Origin of the sequence: Bacillus sp. LJBV19 (assembly GCF_017797845.1) — a bacterium.
GTDB classification, from domain to species: Bacteria; Bacillota; Bacilli; order Bacillales; family Bacillaceae; genus Bacillus; species Bacillus velezensis.
In genome coordinates this window covers 2540938-2563820 of record NZ_CP072563.1, presented here as the reverse complement: position 1 = coordinate 2563820, position 22883 = coordinate 2540938, and the positions used below count along the sequence as shown (strand labels likewise).

The following is a 22883-nucleotide window of genomic DNA, read 5'->3' as shown; positions in this document are numbered from 1 at the left end:
TATTAAGGTTTGTTGATTATCTATGCAAAATTATTACTTTAAAATTTATCGAAAAATTTTAAAAATTTAACTGTGTATATTTTTAAAGCATGTTACATTCGAAATGTAGCAAACAATACTAATTATGAAAGGACGAAGAACAAAATGAAATTTAGAGTCGAATCACTTCCAAACTATCGTATTGCTTATATGCGACGAGTTGGTCAATATGGTCCTGCCAATATTGAAATAATGGAGAAATTAAAAAAATGGGCTAAGGAGAAGAAATTTCTTGAATCTGCAATCCTATTTGCAATTCCACAAGATAATCCAGAAACTACACCCCCTAATAACTGTAGATTTGATGCTTGTATTGTTATTCCAAATGATTATCAAGTGGATGATTCAGTTTTCGAAGGTGAACTACCTGGTGGAAAGTACATTATTTACGAAGTTAAACATACAGTAGAGGATATTCAAAAAGCATATTCTGATATTTTTCCATACCTACGAATCAATGGGTATGAAATGGATAACAAACCTATTATGGAAAAGTACATTGGTGATATGATTAGCAACCCTTATTGCGAAATATGTGTACCCGTAAAATCGTTTTAGTTTGATTAGCTTTTTTACTTGTTTACTTTTTAATCATAACCCCTTGAATTGGGAATATATGTGGCGTCATCGACTGAAATGCGGTAACGAGTTAGAAAAATGATTTTCATAACTGTCACATCTCTTTTTCAAATATTCTTCCTCTATTGAAAAAGAAAATAAGAAAAAGCCGGGATGTCAGATCCGGCTTTTCGCTCATTTCCCCTTCGACTTCTTCCGCTTCTCCTTCTCCGCCCGGTAAAACTCATGGAACATTTTCATCAATGCGCGTTTTTCAATCCGCGACACATAACTCCTTGAAATGCCGAGCTCCTTTGCGATCTCGCGCTGCGTTTTTTCTTTTTTTAGATCAAGCCCGAAGCGGCCGACGATGACTTCTTTTTCGCGGTCGTCTAAAATGTCGATATATTTTTTGACCTTTTCAAGTTCCATGTTGAGCTGAATAGTGTCGATCACATCTTCGCTTTCCGACTTGAGGACATCGATCAGGCTTATTTCATTCCCTTCTTTATCCTGGCCGATCGGATCATGAAGGGAGACGTCTTTTTTCGTTTTTTTCAATGCGCGCAGGTGCATTAAAATCTCATTTTCAATACATCGTGCGGCATATGTGGCAAGCTTCGTGCCTTTTCCGGCTGAATAGCTTTCAATTCCTTTGATCAGCCCGATTGTACCGATGGAGATCAGATCTTCTGCGTCCTCTCCCGTGTTTTCGAATTTTTTCACAATATGGGCGACTAAACGGAGATTATGTTCGATCAGCATGTTGCGGGCGTGTTCATCTCCTTCAGCCATAAGGTCTAAGTATTTTTTCTCCTCATTATTTGAGAGCGGTTGTGGAAAGGCATTATTTTTCACGTATGATACTAAAAACACAAGTTCTTTCACAATAAACCCGAGCGCTGCAAAAACACCTGTCACCGTCCTCACCTCCACAAAGTTATGTAGGCAATCGCCTATATGTAACTGTATGTGTCGGTAGGGCTGTTTGTGTCTGTACAGGGAAATTAATCAAAATCGGGTTTTATTTCTTACAGCCTCTTGATTTTTGCTGATTGAACCTGTATATTGTTAAAAAAAGTAAGGGCAAAAAGAACATAACTGAAAAGCGCTGAAGAGACGAGTAGACAGATATCATTCATGACAGAGAGCTCCGGGAGCTGTGAAGGAGTATGAATGGATGTGTTGAAACAAACCTCTTAGCTTCGCATCGGAATCATGCAACACGAGGATGATGCGGCGGATACTCCTGTTACCGAGTAAGCTTTGTACCCGGCATGGCCGGCACCAAACCGAATTGAGGTGGCATAGCGGGCTGTTTCCCGTCCTCAAGACTTTATTGTCTTGAGGGCGTTTTTTATTTCTAAGGGAGGGATAAGATGAAAAACCTGAAGTCTTGGCGGTACCCGATGCTTCTGTTAACCGGAATCGGGATAGCAAATATTGGTGAATGGATCTATTTTTTGTCTCTTAATCTTATTGTCTTAAAAGAAACGGGGTCTGCTTTTGCGGTTTCCATCCTTTATTTAATCAGGCCTGCGGCTGTTTTGATGACAAATGGGTGGGCGGGCAGCATCATCGACCGGTGCAACAAACGGAATATGATGATGTCGCTTGATTTCATCCGGGCTGCATTTATTGCCGTTCTGCCGCTGATGTTTACTGCACGGTCTTTATTTTCCGTTTATTGTATTGTATTTTTGATTCAAATGGCCAATGCGATGTTTCGTCCGTGTTCCATGGCGTATGTGACGATGCTTATCCCGGCTGAAAGGAGAAAACGATTCAATTCACTAAGGGCTTTGTCGGAATCAGGGGCTTTTCTCCTCGGGCCGGCTGCGGCCGGGCTGCTTTTTATCGCCGGCACGCCGATTTTTGCGATTTGGGTGAATGCGGCGGCTTTAGTGCTGTCCGGGTTCATCACGATGATGCTGCCGAACCTTGAAAACGAGCCTCACGTACATTCTCCCGCACAGAAGCTTTCTTTGGCAGTGTACAAAGAAGATTGGAAGCTCGTCTATCGCTTCAGCCGAACGGCGCGAAACGTCATGATCATTTATTTTTTATTCAGTCTGGTCATGAACGTTATGCTATCCGCGCTTGATTCGCTTGAAGCCGCTTTTGCAAAAGAGGTTCTTCAGCTGACTGATGCCGATTACGGTTTTCTCGTCAGTGTCTCAGGGGCAGGCATTATTGCGGGGGCGCTTGTCAATGTGTTCTTTAATAAAAAAATGCCGGCTTCTTTATTGATGGGAATGGGCTCTTTATTCACAGCGGCCGGATATATGATTTATGCTTTTTCTGACGTTTTTTGGACGGCTGCTTTCGGATTTTTCCTTCTCGCTTTTTTTCTGGCGTTTGCCAATACAGGCTTTCTGACGTTTTATCAAAAGAATGTTCCGGTGGACATCATGGGGAGAGTGGGGAGCTTTTATTCATTAGTCGAAGCTGTCTTCATTATAGTAGTAACGGCGGTTTTCGGAGCGGCTTCTGTCAGTTCGTCCGTCCGCGGCATCGTCATCGCAGGCGCTGCTGTTATGCTGGCGTTGGCAGCCGTTTTATGCTCGTTCTTATTTGCGTCCGCAAAAAGGAGGACTCCTGATGTATTTCAAGCGGATCAATGTAAACAAACATAAAGAGACGGCCGTTTCATTTCGTGAGGATTCGTTTTTCGTCAGCTTTTCAGAGCGAAGGGTGTTTCGGAATATCACCTGAGAGTTTCGGGGGCAATGAAGCGGCTCTGTCATTTTACAGAAAGAAAAACATGGAAGTGATCGGTTCAGAATGTAACGGAAAAGTTCTCAGAATGAGAGGAGCCGTACCGCCGGAGTAGGGGGCGGTACGCGCTTCATTTTTTCGTTGTTTTTAAAAGGCCGGGAAACTTCTTATAAATGACCGCCATTAAGACGAGCATATACATTCCGTAAATCCCGAAAGACAGCAGTTTGTTGCTTGTAAATGAAGCGCCTGCGACCGTCACGATCAAAATGTTCGGAATTTTGCCGAGCACCGACGCCGAAAAAAAGATCGGCCATCGGATATTACTCAGCCCGCAGACGGTATTCATGGCAAGCGACGGTATAATCGGAATCAGCCGTCCGAAAAGCACCGCCGTAAACGCGTGCTGATGAAATGAATCTTCATATTGGGCCGCGGCCGGGTAAGCCAGCAGCTTTTTTCTGGCCCAGTCTCTGAATCCGTACCGGACGAGAAAAAACAATGCCATTGTTCCGAGCATCGCGCCTGACAATGTAATCCACACCCCGTTTACAATCCCGAAAACCGCTCCGTTTAAGGCCGCGATAATGGCGAATGGAACAATCGGAAAAAATACGTCAGCTGCGACCAGCAGGATACTCATAAGCACGGCGTACATGCCCCCCGCGCGAATCATGCTGAGCCAGACGTCTTTTTGCATAAAGCCGATCATTACGACAGCAATGATGACGGCAAGACTGAATCCCTTTTTTATCATCTGCACGTTCACCTCTTTTCAATTAGTATACAGCACAAATCTATCTCCTTCTATTAAAATAAGCTGTCCGATAAGCATATTTGTTTATCAGCATTTGCCGTTTGATGAGAAACGGCTGCACTCGGATTTGGACAAAAACAAGCGGGAAGCGGGTGATGTGCATCATTTGATGCAGAGAATGATTTTTTATAAAAGGGGACACGTTAACAGTAGTGTTTACTGGAGGTGTAAACGTTGAGATGCTTTCATCTGATCATCATGATATGCGTCCTCACGAGTCTCACTGCCGTGTCCGCCGATGCGAAATCTTTAAAAAGAAGTGACATGGAGAAGACGGGAAACGTGTACTGGGATATAAGGTCTGAAAAAAAGAAACTATCTTTAACCTTCGATGACGGCCCCCATCCTGTCTATACGGAAGCTGTGTTAGACGTGCTGAAACAGCACAATGTGAAAGCAACCTTTTTTTGTGTCGGGAGCCGTATAGACAAATACCCCATAACGGCAAAACGCATCGTTGAAGAAGGGCATGAAATCGGCAACCATACGATGAACCATGTTTATTTTCACCGTCTGAAACGCAAAGACATTTTACAAGAGCTTCACAGCTCAGCGCATCATATCACATCGCTGCAGCCGGAAGGGGACAAGTTATTCCGCCCGCCGGGAGGGTCGCTGAATCATACGGCTTTCAAAAGCATCTTAAAAGAGGGCTATCATATCATCATGTGGTCATGGAACCAAGATCCGAGGGACTGGAAAAGGCCCGGGAAAGGAAAAATCGTCAGGCACGTTGTTTCACATGCCAGAGATGGAGATATCGTTCTTCTGCATGACGGCGGAGGAAACCGGCGCCAGACGGTTGAGGCTTTGAAAGAAATCATTCCCAAGCTGAAAAAGCAGGGCTACACGTTTGTTAAGGTTTCGGATTTGATCGGACAGGATTCGGGCCCTTTTCATATCCAGTAAAGAGAGCGCCGCGTTGAAAGCCGCCAAAGAGATGTGTACCATAGGAGGTAAGGTTTGGGGGGAGAGAAAATGAAGTTTGCTGTTCTTTTTATTACGATAATCTGTCTGTTATCAGGGTGCGCCGCGGGCAAAGAGAAAAGTGTTGTCACGTTCGGCGACAGCAATACGCGCGGTTCCAACTGGGATTATCGTGATTATCCGAAGGCGCAGCAGTGGGTAAACATGTTAAAAACAGCGGAACGCGGCCGTCTTACGGTTATAAATGCGGGAATAGGCGGCCAGACGACTGAGGATGCGCGCCTGCGCTTTCAAAGCGACGTGCTGAACCGTAAGCCCCAATATTTATTTATCATGTTCGGAACAAATGATGCGGGCATTTTGACGGGCGATCAGCCGCGGGTATCAAAGAAACGGTTTAAAGAAAACCTGACTTATTTCATAAACGAAAGCAGAAATCACGGCATAAAGCCGATTTTAATGACGTGCATCCCGGTTATAGAAGGAAACGGAACGCATCATCTCTATTACTATTCGAGATATAAAGCCTCAGCCTTTAAAGAAAAAGGCGGCGCGAGAAAATGGCATAATTCCTATAACGGCGTTACGAGGCAGGTTGCAGCTGAGTTGAAAGTGCCGCTGGTGGATAACTGGAAACACTTTATACGCGCGGACGGCGGCAAAGATACAGACCGGGCGCTGATCCAATCCGGACTGATAGATCCCTCCGGAAATCATATGACGCCAAAAGGCGCCAGAATCTTAATTGAAGGCATAAAAAATGGGCGGGTTTTGGAACGCTGACGCCGTCAGCTGCCTAAACCGTTTTGCTTCTGCTTCATAGGCTGTAGAAAAAACATCTTTTTGGAGGCGATTGCTATGAACCGCGGTTTCCCTCCGCAATATCCTGTATGCCCGCCTCCTCGGGTGAATGCGGGGTACTGGTACGCATTTTTTGTTGTGCTGCTCGTCGTCATTCTCGTCCTGGGCGGTCTGTATTGGTTCAATATATAGCAGCCGTCCTCTTAAACACCTCTATTTTAGGGGTGTTTTTTGTTGAAAGTGGTAGTAATGCGCATAACCGAAGTGATATAATATCAGTCATCTGAGTAAAAAAAGGAAATTCGCCCGGAAATTTTTTTTTGTTTAAGAGGAAACGGAAATAATGTGTCCGAGCGATCTTCTTTTGATTTCGTTTTCAATTAACTCGATAAATTCACGGCTCAAATTCATTTCAGTGGCTTTGAAATAAGATTCTATTAGTAATTCATCAGAAAGCTTTCTCATGCCGGGGACCCAATTAATGGGAGTGGCACCTCCTTACAATTGTAATCAATCATCAGACGCAAGCATATGATGGAAGGTTGCGTTTCAATCATGGTGAGGTTATCTTTAATCTACCATTAAATACAAATAAGAACAATCGTTCTGTTATCCACACTCGTAAGTGGATAACTTGTTAGTATCTTGTTTATAATCTGGATAAATCCGGATGTAATAAGAGTGGATAATGTGTGTAATTTTATCCACAACTGGTGAAGAAACCCAATTTTTGTCGAAATTTTTTTACTGAGTCCGACTTTGTTTTTAAATCTGACAGGTTTCGACATATAGATGATAGAAAGAAAAGGAAGGGTGCGGGTTTTGTTAAAAAAGTTTTTTTTACCTGACGAATTTGTGAAAAATATATTTCATATCACACCGGAAAAGCTCAAAGAACGCAATGTGAAAGGGATTATTACAGACCTTGACAACACGCTTGTGGAGTGGGACAGACCGAGTGCGACACCTCGATTAATCGAGTGGTTTGAAGAAATGAAGGAGCACGGCATTAAAGTCACGATCGTCTCCAATAATAATGAACGAAGAGTGAAATTATTCTCGGAGCCGCTTGGCATACCGTTTATTTATAAGGCAAGAAAACCGATGGGGCGCGCCTTTAAAAGAGCCGTCAGCAGCATGGATCTGAAAAAAGAAGACTGTGTGGTCATCGGCGATCAGCTGCTTACTGATGTTCTCGGCGGAAACAGAAACGGGTATCATACGATCCTCGTCGTGCCTGTCGCTTCCTCTGACGGAGTCATGACGCGCTTTAACCGCCGGATTGAACGGAGAATATTGAGTTCTTTGAAACGTAAAGGCCATATTCAGTGGGAGGATTAGAAATGGAAAAGGTTGTTTGCATCGGCTGCGGAGTAGCGATCCAGACCGAGGATAAACAAGGTCTCGGATACGCGCCAAAGGCATCGCTCACGAAAGAGAATGTCATCTGCCAGCGCTGTTTCAGACTGAAAAATTACAATGAAATTCAAGATGTTTCATTAACGGATGATGACTTTTTAAATATCTTGCACACAATCGGCGATACTGACTCTCTTATTGTCAAAGTCGTTGATATTTTTGATTTTAACGGAAGCTGGATAAACGGGCTGAACCGCTTTGTCGGCGGTAATCCGATTATTCTTGTCGGTAATAAGGCCGATATCCTGCCGAAATCCGTAAAACGGGAACGCCTCGTTCAATGGATGAAACGCGAAGCGAAAGAATACGGCTTAAAACCCCTTGATGTCTTTTTAATCAGCGCTTCCCGCGGACAAGGGATGAAGGAAGTCATTGACGCCATTGAACATTATCGCGAAGGCCGCGATGTGTATGTGGTGGGCTGTACCAATGTCGGCAAATCCACATTTATCAACCGGATTATTAAAGAGGTCTCAGGGGAAGAGAATATTATTACCACCTCTCAATTTCCGGGCACGACGCTTGATGCGATTGAAATCCCGCTTGATGACGGATCTGCGCTTTATGATACGCCGGGAATCATTAACCATCACCAGATGGCGCATTACGTGGACAAGCGTGACTTAAAGGTGCTGACACCGAAAAAAGAACTGAAGCCGCGCACTTTTCAGCTGAATGAAAAACAAACGCTTTATTTCGGCGGGCTTGCCCGGTTTGACTATGTATCAGGCGATAAAACGGCGTTTGTCTGCTATATGCCGAATGAATTGATGATTCACAGAACAAAGCTTGAAAATGCTGATGCCTTATACGAAAAGCATGCGGGAGAACTGCTTACCCCGCCCGGAAAAGATCATTTGGATGAATTTCCGGAGCTTACGCCCCACACGTTTACGATTAAAGAAGGAAAGACGGATATCGTTTTTTCCGGTCTCGGCTGGGTCACGGTGCAGCAAGCAGATAAAAAAATAACGGCATACGCTCCGAAAGGCGTACACGTATTTGTCCGCCGTTCATTAATATAGAGAGAAGGGGAGAGGGAGCATGAAACAATTGTACGGAGTAATCGGAAATCCGATCGGGCATTCAATGTCACCCGATATTCATAACGCGGCTTTGCAAGATAAGAACATCAACGGGCAGTATTTTGCGTTTCAGGTGGAACCTCATCATCTCAAGGACGCCGTTAACGGAATCAAGGCGCTTGGCATCTGCGGAGTGAACGTCACAGTCCCGCATAAAGTCGCGATCATGGAGCATCTGGATGAAATACATGAAAGCGCGAAAGTACTTGGGGCCGTAAATACCGTCAAAAGAGAGGGAGACAGGCTCATCGGGTATAATACTGACGGAGATGGGTTTTATAAATCCTTAGTCAAAGTATTGGACAAACCGATATCAGAGCTCTCCATCCTCATGATTGGGGCGGGAGGAGCGGCAAGAGCGATTTTTACAACGATCGTCCGCAGAGAGCCGAAACAATTTGACGTTTGCAACCGCACGCCGGAAAAAGCAGAAAGTCTGATTGCGGCTGCTCCCTCTTTTCAGCAGAAACGCGCCCTTACTTTAAAAGAAGCTGAAAATCAGCTTGAACAATATGACGTCATTATTCATACAACATCTGTCGGCATGTATCCGAAAACGGATGCCGTGCCGCTCTCATTGGAACGGGCCAAAACGGGCGCCATCGTTTGTGATATCGTATACAACCCGATTCAAACGGCGTTCTTAAAAGAAGCTGAAAAAAGAGGTTTAACAACCCTTGACGGTGTCGGCATGTTTGTGGAACAGGCCGCACTGTCTTTCAAGCTGTGGACGGAACAAGAGCCTGACAGCGGCTTAATGAGAGCGATTGTTGAAGGAAAACTAGGAGGAACACAATGTTAACAGGAAAACAAAAACGGTTTTTGCGTTCAAAAGCGCATCACTTAACGCCTATTTTTCAAGTGGGAAAAGGCGGAGTCAACGAAAACATGGTGAAACAGATTGCCGAGGCTTTAGAAGCAAGAGAGCTGATTAAAGTCAGCGTGCTTCAAAACTGCGAAGACGATAAAAATGATGTCGCAGAAGCCCTTGTGAAAGGCAGCCGCTCACAATTGGTGCAGATGATCGGAAATACGATCGTATTGTATAAGGAATCAAAGGAAAATAAACAAATCGAGCTTCCGTAAGGTGGTTAACATGAAGAAAATCGGAATATTCGGGGGCACATTTGACCCTCCGCACAACGGACATCTTCTGATGGCTAATGAAGTCCTTCATCAGGCGGAGCTCGATGAGATTTGGTTTATGCCAAATAAAATCCCTCCGCATAAGCAGAATGAAGACTTTACAGACAGCCGGCACCGGGTGGAGATGCTGAAGCTTGCCATCAGCTCCAATTCCGGCTTTAAGCTTGAGCTTGCGGAAATGGACCGGAAAGGCCCTTCTTATACCTATGATACCGTCCGTTTGCTGAAGGAGCGGCACCCGAACGACAAGCTTTTCTTTATTATCGGGGCGGATATGATTGAATATCTGCCGAAATGGTACAAACTGGACGAACTGCTCACGCTCATTCAATTTATCGGAGTGCGGCGCCCGGGGTATCATATTGAGACCCCGTACCCGCTGCTTTTTGCCGACGTTCCGGAATTTGACGTTTCGTCAACGATGCTGAGAGAACGTCTCAAAGCAAAAAAGCCGACGCAATACTTAATGCCGGATAAAGTGAGGCAGTATATAGAGGAGAATGATTTATATGAATCGTGAGGAAGCACTTGCCTGCGTCAAAGAGCAGCTGACCGAGCATCGCTACATCCACACAATCGGCGTGACAGATACGGCGGTTATTCTCGCAGGACGGTTCGGAGCAGACCCGAAAAAAGCGGAAATGGCGGCTATTTTTCATGATTATGCGAAATTCCGGCCGAAAGAAGAAATGAAGCAGATCATCGTGCGGGAAAAAATGCCGGCTGAGCTCTTGGATTACAATGCCGAGCTGTGGCATGCCCCTGTGGGAGCGTATCTGGCTGAGAAAGAAGCGGGGATCACTGATCCTGAGATCTTGGATGCAATCCGCTATCACACGTCAGGGCGTCCCGGAATGACCCTTTTAGACAAAGTCATTTACGTTGCGGATTACATTGAACCCGGCCGCCATTTTCCCGGAGTGGAAGAGGTGCGCCGTCTGGCGGAAACGGATCTGAACGAAGCGCTCATACAAGCAATGAAAAATACAATGATATTTCTGATGAAAAAAAACCAGCCGGTCTTTCCGGAGACGTTTGCAACCTATAACTGGCTGGTGTCTCAAAATTGACAGGAGGAATTTGAAGAATGAATCAAGCTTCCGTATTAAAAATCGCGGCAAAAGCATGCGACGATAAACGTGCAGAAGATATTTTAGCGCTGGACATGGAAGGAATCTCACTTATAGCGGATTACTTTTTAATCTGCCACGGGAATTCTGATAAGCAGGTTCAGGCAATTGCGCGTGAAATTAAAGATCAGGCAGAAGAAAACGGCATTGATGTCAAAAAGATGGAAGGGTTTGATGAGGCCCGCTGGATTTTAGTTGATCTCGGCGACGTCATTGTCCACGTTTTCCATAAAGATGAAAGAAGCTACTACAATCTTGAAAAGCTATGGGGCGACGCGCCGCTCGCAGAGCTTGAGCTCGGCTTGAACTCATGATTTACCAAGGCTTCGCCGGCGTATATGACGAGTTAATGTCACATGCGCCGTATGATGAATGGGCGGGCTGGATCGAAGCGTCTCTTCCGGAAAAGGGAAGGGTGCTTGATCTTGCCTGCGGAACCGGAGAAATATCCATCAGGCTTGCTGAAAAAGGCTGCGAAGTCACGGGGATTGATTTGAGTGAAGATATGCTGAGCTGTGCCCAGCAGAAAAAAACGGGAAAGCCGATTCTTTTTCTCCAGCAGGATATGAGAGAGCTTTCCGGTTTTGAAGAACAGTTTGATGCTGTAGTCATCTGCTGTGATTCCCTAAATTACTTAAAAACGAAAAATGATGTCTTAAGCACCTTCAAAAGTGTTTTTCAAGTTTTGAAGGAGGGCGGCCTGCTTCTGTTTGACGTCCATTCCCCATTTAAAATGACGGAGCTTTTTCCGGACAGCACCCATGCGGATCAGGATGAGCAGATCAGCTATATCTGGCAAAGCTTTGCCGGCGATGAAGAGCTTTCTGTCATCCATGATATGTCCTTTTTCGTATGGAACGGACAATCTTATGACCGCTATGACGAGACGCATGAGCAAAAAACATTTTACATTGAAGAATATGAACAAATGCTTGCAGAGACCGGATTTGAACTGAAGAAGGTGACGGCTGATTTTACAGACCGGCCTCCTTCAACAGAGTCTGAACGTCTTTTCTTTACGGCAGGCAAACCAAAAACCATCGTTTAAACGGAACGATGGTTTTTAAAATGCATTTTTTGCGATTGGCGCGCTAAAGCACTTTATGGCATACTCAGTTACACGTGAAATTGCTTCTTCACTAACGATATATCTTCATCGTATTTGTCATGTGTACGCTGAAAGACACGGTTGAACATATCCTGAACACCGCTTTCGAGAGCCTTCAGTCCTTCTCCGGTGACGCCGCCTTTTACGCATACTTTTTCCTGCAAGGCGGGAAGTGTGTAATGCCCTGTTTCCAGAAGCTTTCCGAGACCGACAAGCATTTCCGTCGACATAATTACTGCTTCTTCTTTGGTGATGTCCGTTTCTTCCACTGCCGCGTCAATAAAGCGCTGAACGAGATAACTCATAAAAGCGGGCCCGCAGCTGACAATGTCTGACGCCGCTCTTGTAATGCCGCTGCTGATTTCTACAGGTTTTGAGATATGAGTGAACAGCGTTTGAATATCCGCTTTTGCAGACTCGCTGCAGCTTTTGCCGAACGTAACAAGCGAGACGCCGGCCAAGGCGCGGTTCGTAATGCTCGGAATGACGCGGGCCGTCTGACACGGAACCGTATGTTCAATCTGATCCGTCTGAACGGGACTGGTAATGGAGATTAAAATGTGATCTTTCCGTAAATGCGGTGTGAGTTTCTTCAGCAAAGGATATATATCCAGCGGTTTTACACAAATGAATATTATTTCATTTTCCTGTACGAGCTTTTCCTGATCCTCGGTGACATGGATGCCGCTGAAACGTTCTTTTAGTTTTAATGCTTTTTCGATTGTTCTGTTTGTGATGGTGATATGTGAGGGATCGGCAGCGTTTGATTCGATAAACGATTCAATCAGGATCGTTCCCATGTTTCCGGTGCCGATAAAGCCTATTTTCAATGAATTCCCCTCCTTTTTCCCTTAATCCTCTAAACCTTATGCGGGGAGGCAATGCAATATGACGAAAGCGATGATGACGGAGCCGCTGCGGCGGAACCTGAAAATTCTGGGCGCTTGTCTTGCTGCAGGAGCGGTTTTTATCTGTATTTGGCTGTTTCGTTCTGAAAAGGAAGAGCCGGTCAAACAGCAGTCCGTGCTCGGCCAAACAGCCTCAGCATCCGTCGCGGACAAAAAAGACACCGCAGACGATAAGATTATGATTGATGTGAAAGGCGCGGTCCGAAATCCCGGCGTGTATGAAATGAAAGCGGGAGACAGAGTGACTCAAGCCATTGAAAAAGCCGGCGGCCTGAAGAAAAAGGCGGATGAATTGAATGTTAATTTAGCAGAGCAGCTGCAGGACGGAACGATTGTTTATATTCCGAGTGAAGGCGAAGAGGAGAATCGCCCGAAAACAACAGCGGGTGAAAAGGAGAATGCAGCTGTCAATATCAATACGGCATCTCTGGACGAACTTCAGGCGGTTTCCGGGGTGGGGCAGAAAAAAGCGGAAGCCATTATCGCCTACCGAGAAGAAAACGGACGGTTTCAGACTGCTGAAGATTTGATGAATGTATCAGGCTTTGGAGAAAAGTCATTTGAGCGGATAAAAACTTCCATTACGGTAAAGTGAATTGACGGTTTTGCTTAAATCTATGTAAACTTAGAAAAGCAACAAGACTTTTTGGAGGGAACACTTGTGGAACGAATCTCATGGAATCAATATTTTATGGCGCAAAGCCATTTGCTGGCGCTGAGAAGCACATGTCCGAGACTGTCAGTCGGGGCAACCGTAGTCAGAGACAAGCGGATGATCGCCGGCGGATACAACGGCTCAATTGCCGGAGGCGTCCATTGCGCTGATGAAGGATGCCTTTTAATAGATAATCATTGCCAGCGGACCATACATGCAGAGATGAATGCGATTCTGCAATGTTCTAAGTTCGGTGTTCCGACGGAGGGCGCCGAAATTTATGTGACGCATTATCCTTGTATTCAATGCTGTAAATCAATTATCCAGGCAGGCATCAAAACGGTTTATTATGCCGAAGATTACAAAACACAGCCTTATGCAAAAGAGCTGTTCAGCCAAGCCGGAGTCAAGGTGGAGCAGGTTGAACTTGATGAGATGATCATCGATCTGAAAAACCGCGAAAAATTGTCTTTTGTAGCAGGTCTGATTCAGCAATTATCTGATGCGGGGGTTAAGGCAGATGAACTGAAAAAAATTCATGAACAGGCCAATGAGCTGTTTACCAGTTACGTATAAATGAAATATAAATACCTTCTTCTGCCTCTGGCGGCGGTTTCTGCAACTGCGGGAATTGCCGCCGCTCATGTCTTCTGGGTTCTGCTCCTTTTTCTTCTGTATCTTCTCTTTATTATTGTAAAAACAAAGCACCATGCTCCGGTTATCGTCTGCCTCGTTTCTTTTTGTCTTTATTTCTTTCTTTATACGGTTTGTGACGCTGCGAATGTAACGCGGTATCAGGCCGGCAGTTATACTGAACAGGCCGTCATCACTAATATTCCGAAGGTTGACGGAGCGAAAATGTCAGCCGTTATCCGTACACATGACAAGGAAAAATGGGCGGCTTCGTACAAAATCCGGTCTCTTGAGGAAAAGAGACTCATTGAACAGCTTGAACCGGGGATGCGCTGCACGTTTACAGGCTCTCTGGAGCAGCCTGCACATGCGACGGTTCCCGGGGGTTTTGATTATAAGGAATATCTTTACTCTCAGCAGATTCACTGGTTATTTTCCGTGACTTCCATTCAGCAGTGTGAAAAATCCAAACAGCCGCTGTTTAAACTGCTGAACATCAGAAAAAATTTGATTTCGATCATTCGGAATCACGTGCCTGAATCTTCCGCCGGAATTGTTGAAGCGCTGACCTTAGGTGAAAGATTTTCTATAGAGGACGATATACTGAGTGTATATCAAAATTTGGGAGTCGTTCATTTAATGGCGATTTCCGGAATGCATGTCGGTCTTATTACGGCGGGATTATTTTATGCTCTGATCAGAATCGGGCTGACAAGAGAAAAAGCGGGAATTTTGCTGCTGTTGTTTTTGCCGGTGTATACGCTGCTGAGCGGTGCCGCCCCATCCGTATTGCGCGCATCCCTCATGCTGGGATTTTATATCGCCGGAACTCTTGTTAAACGCGGCATTCATTCCTCCGCTGCATTGTCCCTGTCTTATCTGCTGCTCCTGCTGTTTAATCCTTACTTCCTTTGGCAGGCGGGCTTCCAGCTTTCCTTTGCGGTAAGCGCCTCTTTAATTCTGTCATCCCCCATTTTAAAGAAAGCAGGGAAAAGCAGACTTGCCGGGCTTGCGATGGCTTCATTCATTGCGGAGCTCAGCTCACTTCCGTTTCTTCTCTATCATTTTCAGCAGATTTCACTTGTCAGTTTTCCGATGAATATGGTGATGGTGCCATTTTATACGTTATTTGTCATTCCGGTTTCTGTCATCGGTTTCCTTCTTCTTTTACTTTCAGGGCAGATGGGAGAATGTTTGTTTGATATGTTCGACCTTGTGATGAAGCCTGTACATGATTTCATTACATATGCGGCATCCGTTGATTTATTTACTATGATTGTGTCAAAGCCTGACTTTCTTTCCCTTCTTCTGCTTGCGGTTTCCGTTTTTACTCTTTTTGCGGCTTTGGAAAAGGGAGGTTTTTTAAAACTCAGGAAATCGGTTCTTTTTTTCTGCGCGGTTTTGGCTTATTTAATATGCCGTCCGTATTTCAGTCCATGGGGAGAAGCGGATATGCTTGATATCGGGCAGGGAGACTCACTGTTTATAAGCGCGCCGCACCGCAAAGGGACCGTAATGGTTGATACAGGGGGAGTGATTGCTTATCCCGGAGAATCATGGAAAGAAAAACGCCACCCGTATTCTATCGGTGAGAAGGTTTTGATTCCGTTTTTAAACGGAAAAGGGGTGAAAAAGCTGGATGCGCTGATTTTAACCCATGCGGATCAAGATCACATCGGAGAAGCCGGAGTGTTAATCAAAAATCATAGAGTCAAACGGTTAATTGTCCCCGTGGGATTCGTAAAAGAACCGAAAGATCAGAACATATTAAATATGGCGAAAGAAAACAACATTCCCGTTGCCGAAGCAAAGCGGGGCGACACCATTACAGCCGGTGATCTTCAGTTTCAGGTGCTGTCTCCGGAGTCGTCTGACGGAAGGAGTAAAAATGATTCGTCACTGGTGCTTTGGACGGTTTTAAGCGGAGTGAGCTGGCTTTTGACGGGAGATTTAGAATCGGACGGCGAAACGGAAGTGCTGAAAACGTATCCGAATCTGAAGGCTGATATATTGAAGGCGGGTCATCACGGCAGCAAAAGCTCAACGAGTGAAGCCTTTTTGAAACAGCTTCAGCCGGAAGCGGCGCTGATTTCAGCAGGAAAAGAGAATCGATACCATCATCCGCATGAAGAAGTGCTGGATCGTTTGAAGGCGTACTCTGTCAATGTGCTTCGCACCGATATCAGCGGAACGATTCAATACAGATTTAAAAAAGGCGCCGGAACGTTTTCCGTCTTCCCTCCATATGATATAGAAGAAACCAGGGCGCAAGAAGTAAAAAAGACTGCCGATTGACAGCAGCCCGGAATGCGGCTAAGAGCCGATAAGATGGATGGCTGTTGCCATCACGAACAAAAAGGCGAAAAATCCGAAGGACACGACAAAACCGACAGCTGAGTCAACAGCATCATTTCGTTTGCTTTGAACGTTTTTTTCAAAATCATTCAATTTCATCCCTCCTGACTTCCCTAAGTATACTGGAATTGTTTTGAAAAATCTAGAAGTGATGGTAACGTTTTCTGTTCTTGTGATTATCGCCTTTTTACAAGCAGACCCGGGAGCTTGTGAATCAGGCGTTTATTATAAATGAGGAAGCTGTCCTTAAAGCTTCCTCTTTACTATTTGCCGAACTCAATTTAGGATAGAAGGGGATCAAGAAAGAGAGGAAGTCATACGATCATGGTATTTGATGTTTGGAAAGCCCTGAAAAAAGGGGATGTCCGCTCCGTTTATTGTTTATACGGAAAAGAAACGTATCTGCTCCAAGAAACTGTCAGCCGGATCAGACAAGCTGTCGTTGATGAGGAGACAAAAGATTTTAACCTGTCTGTTTTTGATCTTGAAGAAGATCCGCTTGACCAGGCCGTAACCGATGCGGAAACGTTTCCGTTTATGGGAGAGAAGCGGCTGGTCATCGTAAAAAATCCGTCTTTTTTAACAGGGGAAAAAAAGAAAGAAAAAATAGAGCATAATACAGCCGCTCTGGAGACTTATCTGAAGGAGCCTGCGCCTTACACGGTCTTTGTGATTGTGGCTCCGTATGAGAAACTGGACGAACGGAAAAAGCTGACGAAAGCGCTGAAGCAAAAAGCCCTTATGATTGAAGCTAAGGAGCTGAATGCAAAGGAGACGACTGATTTTACGATTAATCTGGCGAAATCCGAAAATAAAATGATCGATACAGAAGCTGCCGAGCATTTGGTTCTGCTTGCAAACGGCCATCTGTCTTCCATATATCAGGAAATACAAAAACTCTCCGCCTACACCGGTGACAGACATGAGATCACACTTGAAGATGTCCGGGAGCTCGTCGCAAGAAGTTTGGAGCAGAATATTTTTGAGCTGATCAACAAAATCGTGAACCGAAAACGGACGGAAAGTCTTCAAATATTTTATGATCTTTTAAAACAAAACGAAGAACCGATCAAAATTATGGCGCTGATCGCCAACCAATTCCGTCTGATTATGCAGACGAAGTATTTTGCAGGACAAGGATACGGCCAAAAGCAAATCGCTTCCAACTTAAAGGTGCACCCCTTCCGGGTAAAGCTGGCGATGGATCAGGCGAGGCTTTTTTCTGAAGAAGAGCTGCGGCGTATTATAGAAAGACTCGCAGTGATGGATTATGAAATGAAAACGGGGAAAAAGGACAAGCAGCTCTTGCTGGAGCTCTTTCTCCTTGAGCTTCTCCGGACTGAATGAAAAAAACGATCCCCGTTAAAGGGATCGTTTTTGTATTATGCAGAAAGTCCGTTCACTTGTTTCGCAAGTCTAGATTTGTATCGAGCTGCGGCATTTTTGTGTACAAGACCTGTTTTCACTGCTTTATCAATGCGTTTCGCTGCTTCAGAAAGAGCAGTTTTCGCTTTATCCGCTTCGTTGTTAGCAACAGAAGCTTCAACTTGTTTGATTGCAGTACGCATAGCAGATTTGATTGTCGCGTTATGAGCGCGGCGTTCGTTGTTTGTTTTTGTACGTTTAATCGCTGATTTAATGTTTGGCATGTGTTTCACCTCCTAAGATACAACCTGTAGCACAGTGTCTTAAGGTTAAATCTTCTTCACAATAGAACAAATTGTATTCTATCAAACAGAACTTTAGATTGCAATATAAATGTAAAGTATTTTTCGTTGATGGGTAAATTCGCATGATTCGTTTTGTAAATGGCCACACTATGTACCACGATGATTGAAGGAGGTCTTCCCTGTGAAAAACAACGAACTGGATGTCAATCAATTTCTGATACGGACGGATTTAGCGATAGAAACGAAACAGGCGGTAAAAGACGGACAAGCCGGTCAGAAAAAAGAAATAAACGGGTTTATTGAAAAAGAACGCGACAAGGGCGGCATTAAAGTCAGAACCGTCGATATTACCAAAGAAGGCGCCGAGCTATCGGGGAAAAAGCAGGGACGCTATGTCACAATTGAGGCTCAAGGGGTTCGGGAACACGACTCTGAGATGCAGGAAAAAGTAACGGAAGTGTTTGCCGAGGAATTTTCCGCCTATCTGTCGGCATTAAAGATTCCAAAGGATGCAAGCTGTTTGATCGTCGGTCTGGGCAACTGGAATGTGACGCCGGATGCGCTCGGCCCTCTCGTGACCGAAAACCTTCTCGTGACAAGGCATTTGTTCAGGCTTCAGCCGGAAAATGTGCAGGAAGGGTACAGGCCGGTCAGCGCGCTTGCTCCCGGTGTGATGGGATTAACGGGAATTGAAACGAGCGATATTATTCAAGGTGTGATCAAAGAATCAAAGCCGGATTTTGTGATCGCGGTAGACGCTCTTGCGGCAAGAGCCGTTGAAAGGGTGAACACGACCATCCAATTTTCTGATACGGGCATTCACCCGGGATCAGGCGTCGGCAATAAGAGAAAAGAATTAAGCAAGGAGACGCTCGGCATCCCCGTCATCGCAATCGGGGTACCGACTGTCGTTGATGCGGTTACGATCGCAAGCGATACGGTGGATTATATTTTAAAACATTTCGGCAGAGAGATGAAAGATGACAGCCCGTCAAGATCTCTGGTGCCCGCCGGAATGAACTTCGGCAAAAAGAAGGTGCTGACAGACGAAGACCTTCCCGGAGAAAAAGAACGCCAATCCTTTCTCGGTATTGTCGGCACGCTGGACGAAAACGAAAAACGCCAGCTGATTCACGAAGTGCTTTCTCCGCTCGGCCATAATCTGATGGTCACGCCGAAGGAGATTGACACCTTTATTGATGATATGGCGAATGTGCTTGCAAACGGGTTAAACACCGCCCTTCATGAAAAAGTGTCACAAGATAACAAAGGTTCTTATAATCATTAAAATGGTTCTACCTCCTCTAGCTTGTTCATAGAGTAATTACTAGACAAGCGCTGGAGGGATTCAAATCATGAGAAAAAAACGCAGAAACCGTCAAATTGTCGTTGCAGTAAACGGTGGAAATGCGCTCAAGGGCATGTTTTTGTTTATGACAAGCCTTATCGTTATTTTCGTATTATCGGGTGTGCTCACATCGCTTCGCCCTGAACTGAGGCTTTCTTCGGATTCTCTTCACGGAATTGCCGGAGAACTTCCGGGTGACGCGTTTGCACACCTCCTCGGCATGGAAAATCATTATTTCGCCTCAGAGCTTCCTGAAAAAGACTCTTTTCAGCTGTCCCGGCTTTCCTTAAAACTGGCGACAAGCATTAATATGGAAGACCCGCGGAGTTTCTTGGGACGTGAGCTGCCGGGATTTGCCCAATACGATACGGAGATCCTTCTGGCGGGGCAGGGGACGGATTATACGAATATGCCGGCTGAATCTCCGCCGCCGTCAAAGGTGATGGAAAAAGAAAAAGAAGTGAATCTGGCAGAAATCGAAAACAAAACGAAAAAAGAGGAAACGGCGCCGCCGAAACATTCAACAGGCAGCAAAAAAGTCGTCTTTATTTACCACACTCATAATACCGAATCCTATCTTCCTCTGTTAAAGGGGGAAACAAATCCGGATAACGCCCGCCATTCGAAGGCCAATGTCACGCTTGTCGGAGATATGTTCGGAAAAGCGCTTGAAGCGCAAGGTGTAGGAGCGACCGTAGATAAAACCGACATTCAGGCCCGCCTGAACAAAGACGGCTTAAATTATGCGCGAAGCTACGACGAATCAAGGCCGGTCGTAAAAAGCGCGCTCGCCAAAAATAAAAACCTGCAATATACCATAGACATTCACCGGGATTCCCGCCGCAAGAAAAATACGACAGCCGATATTAAAGGAAAAAGCTATGCCAGAGTCGCCATCGTCGTCGGCAAAAAAAGCGCTAATTTTGAAGAAAACTATAAACTCGCAAGTGAACTTCATAAGCTGATGGAGAAAAAATACCCCGGCTTAAGCGTCGGTGTTTTATCAAAAGGCTCTCCGGGAGATAATGGAGTATACAACCAAGATTTAAACGACCGGTCGCTTCTGCTGGAATTCGGGGGCGTGGATAACAATCTTGAAGAACTGAGGCGCGCATCAGATGCCGTGGCCGATGTGTTCAGCGAACTGTACTGGGATGCAGAAAAGGTCAGCTCGCAATCAGGAGAGAAGAAAAAACAATAGAAATCAGGTGATTCAAATGATCCGTTTTACCGGCAAATGCCTGCTGATCGCCATTGTCATGTTTTTCGGCGTTTTGTTCGGTATGCAGCAGGCAAACAGCGGAATGCTTGATATGAAAGGATACAAAGATCCCTCCTTAAAAGGAGCATTCACGCTCGGCGGCGGAGAAGGACAGGAAAAAGAAGCTTCCATTTTGGGACAAACCGTTACGGCGAAAGATCTGGAAGAAAAACAAAAACAGCTGGAACAGGCGGAAACCTTCAACCTGTTTTCAAAAGCCGGAGAAACCCTTTCAAATACCGTGACGGACTCGGCGCAGGCGATGTATGAGTGGGTTTCGAAACTGAACCGTTAGCATTGATGAAGAGAAAAGCGGATGATTCCTTAAAGGAAGCTTTTCTCTTTCTTGTTTTAATTGAATGTTTACAATCCTATTGATATAATCTAAGCTAGTGTATTTTGCGTTTAATAGTAGGAGTGATAGATTGTGACAGATAAAGAAAAGCGTTTAGAGAGGCAGTCAAGAATCCGGAATTTCTCCATCATCGCCCACATAGACCACGGCAAATCGACCTTGGCGGATCGGATTTTAGAAAAAACATCGGCGATCACCCAGCGGGAAATGAAAGAACAATTGCTTGATTCAATGGACCTTGAACGCGAACGGGGAATTACCATCAAATTAAATTCCGTTCAGCTGAAATACAAAGCAAAAGACGGAGAAGAATATATATTCCATCTCATCGACACGCCCGGACACGTCGACTTTACATATGAAGTATCGCGAAGCCTGGCTGCCTGCGAAGGCGCGATTCTCGTTGTTGATGCGGCTCAGGGAATAGAAGCGCAGACATTGGCGAACGTCTATCTGGCGCTTGATAATGATCTTGAGATTCTTCCTGTCATTAATAAAATCGATCTTCCGAGCGCAGAGCCAGAACGTGTGCGTCAAGAGGTTGAGGACGTTATCGGCCTTGACGCTTCAGACGCTGTCCTCGCTTCAGCGAAAGCGGGCATCGGCATCGAAGACATTTTAGAGCAGATCGTAGAAAAAGTGCCGGCTCCTGCGGGAGATCCGGAAGCTCCGCTGAAAGCGCTCATCTTTGACTCGCTTTATGACGCGTACCGAGGAGTCGTCGCGTATATCAGAGTCGTAGAAGGAACGGTCAAACCGGGCCAGAAAATTAAAATGATGGCAACCGGAAAAGAGTTTGAAGTGACAGAAGTCGGTGTGTTCACGCCGAAAGCAACTCCGACAGATGAACTGACCGTCGGCGATGTCGGCTTTTTAACTGCTGCGATCAAAAATGTCGGTGACACACGCGTCGGTGACACGATAACAAGCGCGGCCAATCAGGCTGCCGAAGCATTGCCTGGATATCGCAAGCTGAACCCGATGGTGTATTGCGGTTTGTATCCGATCGATACGGCCAAATACAACGATTTAAGGGAAGCTCTTGAGAAGCTTGAACTGAATGACTCATCGCTTCAATATGAAGCAGAGACATCCCAAGCGCTCGGATTCGGTTTCCGCTGCGGATTTTTAGGTATGCTTCACATGGAAATCATTCAGGAGCGGATTGAGCGTGAGTTTAAAATCGACCTGATCACAACGGCACCGAGTGTTATCTATGATGTGTATATGACAGACGGCGAAAAGGTTGTTGTCGACAACCCGTCCAACATGCCTGACCCGCAAAAGATCGAAAGAATCGAGGAGCCGTATGTAAAAGCGACAATGATGGTGCCGAACGATTATGTCGGTGCGGTGATGGAGCTTTGCCAAGGAAAACGCGGCAATTTTATCGACATGCAATATTTAGACGCAAATCGTGTCAGCATTGTCTATGACATGCCATTAGCGGAAATCGTCTATGAGTTTTTTGATCAGCTGAAATCAAGCACAAAAGGCTACGCGTCCTTTGATTACGAACTGATCGGCTACAAACCGTCTAAACTTGTCAAGATGGACATTATGCTGAACGGAGAAAAAATCGACGCCCTTTCATTTATCGTGCATCGCGATTACGCGTACGAACGCGGAAAAGTAATTGTGGAAAAACTGAAAGAGCTTATTCCGCGCCAGCACTTTGAAGTACCGATTCAAGCAGCGATCGGACAGAAAATCGTGGCCCGCTCGACCATTAAGGCCATGCGGAAAAACGTCCTTGCAAAATGTTACGGAGGAGACATCTCGCGGAAACGGAAGCTTCTTGAAAAACAAAAAGAAGGAAAACGCCGGATGAAGCAGGTCGGCTCAGTAGAAGTGCCGCAGGAAGCGTTTATGGCCGTTCTTAAAATGGATGACAGCCCGAAAAAATAACGGAAGCCGCCGCAGTCCCGCACTGCGGCTTCTTTCTGTAAA

General features: G+C 45.4%; 26 protein-coding genes and 2 pseudogenes. 22 read left to right on the top strand and 6 right to left on the bottom strand.

The features are described 5' to 3' along the window. Window positions 1-144: 144 nt before the first annotated feature. A complete protein-coding gene (locus J6600_RS12315) occupies window positions 145-597 on the top strand; it encodes an AraC family transcriptional regulator (protein WP_209387450.1) in 453 nt (150 codons plus the stop codon). 195 nt (window positions 598-792) lie between these two features. Here the strand turns inward: J6600_RS12315 and sigK are convergent, their stop codons facing one another. Further along, window positions 793-1518: an RNA polymerase sporulation sigma factor SigK gene (sigK, locus tag J6600_RS12310; protein WP_014418430.1), complete on the bottom strand. Its 726-nt coding sequence runs from the start codon at window positions 1516-1518 to the stop codon at window positions 793-795. Window positions 1519-1976: 458 nt separating this feature from the next. Here sigK and J6600_RS12305 point away from each other — a divergent pair, with 458 nt between their 5' ends. Next, window positions 1977-3233, top strand: coding sequence for an MFS transporter (locus tag J6600_RS12305; RefSeq protein WP_209387449.1), 1257 nt, complete (start codon window positions 1977-1979; stop codon window positions 3231-3233). Between the two features lie 212 nt (window positions 3234-3445). On the opposite strand, the gene J6600_RS12300 is transcribed toward J6600_RS12305, so the two are convergent. Continuing rightward, window positions 3446-4072 (bottom strand): TVP38/TMEM64 family protein, encoded by a 627-nt coding sequence (locus tag J6600_RS12300; protein ID WP_209388351.1) that lies wholly within the window; start codon window positions 4070-4072, stop codon window positions 3446-3448. Window positions 4073-4306: 234 nt separating this feature from the next. Between J6600_RS12300 and J6600_RS12295 the strand changes: the two genes are divergently transcribed. The 3 genes from J6600_RS12295 to J6600_RS19695 all read left to right on the top strand — a co-directional run bounded on the left by J6600_RS12295 (window position 4307) and on the right by J6600_RS19695 (window position 6052). Beyond that, window positions 4307-5041, top strand: a complete 735-nt coding sequence (locus J6600_RS12295) for a polysaccharide deacetylase family protein (RefSeq protein ID WP_007612700.1) — start codon at window positions 4307-4309, stop codon at window positions 5039-5041. Window positions 5042-5110: 69 nt separating this feature from the next. After that, on the top strand, window positions 5111-5842 hold the full coding sequence (locus tag J6600_RS12290; RefSeq protein ID WP_209387448.1) for an SGNH/GDSL hydrolase family protein: 732 nt from the start codon (window positions 5111-5113) through the stop codon (window positions 5840-5842). 75 nt (window positions 5843-5917) lie between these two features. Next, window positions 5918-6052, top strand: a complete 135-nt coding sequence (locus J6600_RS19695; protein WP_003152848.1) for a hypothetical protein — start codon at window positions 5918-5920, stop codon at window positions 6050-6052. A 132-nt stretch (window positions 6053-6184) separates the two neighbouring features. Here the strand turns inward: J6600_RS19695 and sda are convergent, their stop codons facing one another. After that, a complete protein-coding gene (gene sda, locus J6600_RS12285; protein ID WP_014418425.1) occupies window positions 6185-6325 on the bottom strand; it encodes a sporulation histidine kinase inhibitor Sda in 141 nt (46 codons plus the stop codon). 357 nt (window positions 6326-6682) lie between these two features. On the opposite strand from sda, the gene J6600_RS12280 reads away from it, so the two are divergent. Genes J6600_RS12280 through J6600_RS12245 form a run of 8 tightly spaced genes read left to right on the top strand, consistent with a single transcriptional unit; the run spans window position 6683 to window position 11688 of the window. Beyond that, window positions 6683-7201, top strand: a complete 519-nt coding sequence (locus J6600_RS12280; protein ID WP_007408254.1) for a YqeG family HAD IIIA-type phosphatase — start codon at window positions 6683-6685, stop codon at window positions 7199-7201. Window positions 7202-7203: 2 nt separating this feature from the next. Continuing rightward, entirely contained in the window at window positions 7204-8304 is a 1101-nt protein-coding gene (gene yqeH / locus J6600_RS12275) for a ribosome biogenesis GTPase YqeH (protein ID WP_014418423.1), read from the top strand. A gap of 19 nt (window positions 8305-8323) precedes the next feature. Further along, window positions 8324-9166, top strand: coding sequence for a shikimate dehydrogenase (gene aroE / locus J6600_RS12270; protein WP_003152856.1), 843 nt, complete (start codon window positions 8324-8326; stop codon window positions 9164-9166). After that, window positions 9160-9450: a ribosome assembly RNA-binding protein YhbY gene (gene yhbY / locus J6600_RS12265; RefSeq protein WP_209387447.1), complete on the top strand. Its 291-nt coding sequence runs from the start codon at window positions 9160-9162 to the stop codon at window positions 9448-9450. The genes aroE and yhbY overlap by 7 nt, the downstream gene beginning before the upstream one ends. A 10-nt stretch (window positions 9451-9460) precedes the next feature. Further along, the gene (locus tag J6600_RS12260) at window positions 9461-10030 is read left to right on the top strand and encodes a nicotinate-nucleotide adenylyltransferase (RefSeq protein WP_007408258.1); all 570 of its coding nucleotides are present in this window, start codon (window positions 9461-9463) and stop codon (window positions 10028-10030) included. Continuing rightward, complete coding sequence (gene yqeK, locus J6600_RS12255) at window positions 10020-10580, top strand: bis(5'-nucleosyl)-tetraphosphatase (symmetrical) YqeK (RefSeq protein ID WP_014418422.1); 561 nt, start codon at window positions 10020-10022, stop codon at window positions 10578-10580. The genes J6600_RS12260 and yqeK overlap by 11 nt, the downstream gene beginning before the upstream one ends. A gap of 17 nt (window positions 10581-10597) precedes the next feature. Next, a complete protein-coding gene (rsfS, locus tag J6600_RS12250) occupies window positions 10598-10954 on the top strand; it encodes a ribosome silencing factor (RefSeq protein ID WP_007408260.1) in 357 nt (118 codons plus the stop codon). After that, the gene (locus tag J6600_RS12245) at window positions 10951-11688 is read left to right on the top strand and encodes a class I SAM-dependent DNA methyltransferase (protein ID WP_015417856.1); all 738 of its coding nucleotides are present in this window, start codon (window positions 10951-10953) and stop codon (window positions 11686-11688) included. Before rsfS ends, J6600_RS12245 begins: the two co-directional genes overlap by 4 nt. Window positions 11689-11756: 68 nt before the next feature. Here J6600_RS12245 and comER read toward each other — a convergent pair whose 3' ends face one another. After that, window positions 11757-12578 carry a late competence protein ComER gene (gene comER, locus J6600_RS12240; protein ID WP_012118027.1) on the bottom strand — a complete coding sequence of 274 codons (822 nt, stop codon included), beginning with the start codon at window positions 12576-12578 and terminating at the stop codon, window positions 11757-11759. A gap of 58 nt (window positions 12579-12636) precedes the next feature. On the opposite strand from comER, the gene J6600_RS12235 reads away from it, so the two are divergent. The 3 genes from J6600_RS12235 to J6600_RS12225 all read left to right on the top strand — a co-directional run bounded on the left by J6600_RS12235 (window position 12637) and on the right by J6600_RS12225 (window position 16239). Beyond that, complete coding sequence (locus tag J6600_RS12235; RefSeq protein ID WP_121984384.1) at window positions 12637-13251, top strand: helix-hairpin-helix domain-containing protein; 615 nt, start codon at window positions 12637-12639, stop codon at window positions 13249-13251. A gap of 66 nt (window positions 13252-13317) precedes the next feature. After that, a complete protein-coding gene (locus J6600_RS12230; protein ID WP_003152868.1) occupies window positions 13318-13887 on the top strand; it encodes a ComE operon protein 2 in 570 nt (189 codons plus the stop codon). Continuing rightward, window positions 13888-16239 (top strand): DNA internalization-related competence protein ComEC/Rec2, encoded by a 2352-nt coding sequence (locus tag J6600_RS12225; RefSeq protein ID WP_209387446.1) that lies wholly within the window; start codon window positions 13888-13890, stop codon window positions 16237-16239. An 18-nt stretch (window positions 16240-16257) separates the two neighbouring features. Here the strand turns inward: J6600_RS12225 and J6600_RS12220 are convergent, their stop codons facing one another. Further along, window positions 16258-16392 carry a YqzM family protein gene (locus tag J6600_RS12220; RefSeq protein ID WP_003152870.1) on the bottom strand — a complete coding sequence of 45 codons (135 nt, stop codon included), beginning with the start codon at window positions 16390-16392 and terminating at the stop codon, window positions 16258-16260. Between the two features lie 40 nt (window positions 16393-16432). On the opposite strand from J6600_RS12220, the pseudogene J6600_RS12215 reads away from it, so the two are divergent. Together J6600_RS12215 and holA are read left to right on the top strand one after the other, a co-directional pair. Further along, window positions 16433-16584: pseudogene (locus J6600_RS12215) on the top strand (hypothetical protein). A 39-nt stretch (window positions 16585-16623) separates the two neighbouring features. Then, window positions 16624-17665 (top strand): annotated as a pseudogene (gene holA, locus J6600_RS12210) (DNA polymerase III subunit delta). 16 nt (window positions 17666-17681) lie between these two features. Here the strand turns inward: holA and rpsT are convergent. Continuing rightward, window positions 17682-17948, bottom strand: coding sequence for a 30S ribosomal protein S20 (gene rpsT, locus J6600_RS12205; RefSeq protein WP_003152876.1), 267 nt, complete (start codon window positions 17946-17948; stop codon window positions 17682-17684). Window positions 17949-18150: 202 nt separating this feature from the next. Here rpsT and gpr point away from each other — a divergent pair, with 202 nt between their 5' ends. From gpr to lepA, 4 genes are all read left to right on the top strand, one after another. Then, window positions 18151-19257 (top strand): GPR endopeptidase, encoded by a 1107-nt coding sequence (gene gpr, locus J6600_RS12200; RefSeq protein ID WP_072176720.1) that lies wholly within the window; start codon window positions 18151-18153, stop codon window positions 19255-19257. Window positions 19258-19324: 67 nt separating this feature from the next. After that, complete coding sequence (gene spoIIP / locus J6600_RS12195) at window positions 19325-20518, top strand: stage II sporulation protein P (RefSeq protein ID WP_007612673.1); 1194 nt, start codon at window positions 19325-19327, stop codon at window positions 20516-20518. A gap of 16 nt (window positions 20519-20534) precedes the next feature. After that, window positions 20535-20873, top strand: a complete 339-nt coding sequence (locus tag J6600_RS12190) for a YqxA family protein (protein WP_007408270.1) — start codon at window positions 20535-20537, stop codon at window positions 20871-20873. A 132-nt stretch (window positions 20874-21005) separates the two neighbouring features. Beyond that, complete coding sequence (gene lepA, locus J6600_RS12185) at window positions 21006-22841, top strand: translation elongation factor 4 (RefSeq protein WP_014418416.1); 1836 nt, start codon at window positions 21006-21008, stop codon at window positions 22839-22841. Window positions 22842-22883 lie beyond the last annotated feature (42 nt).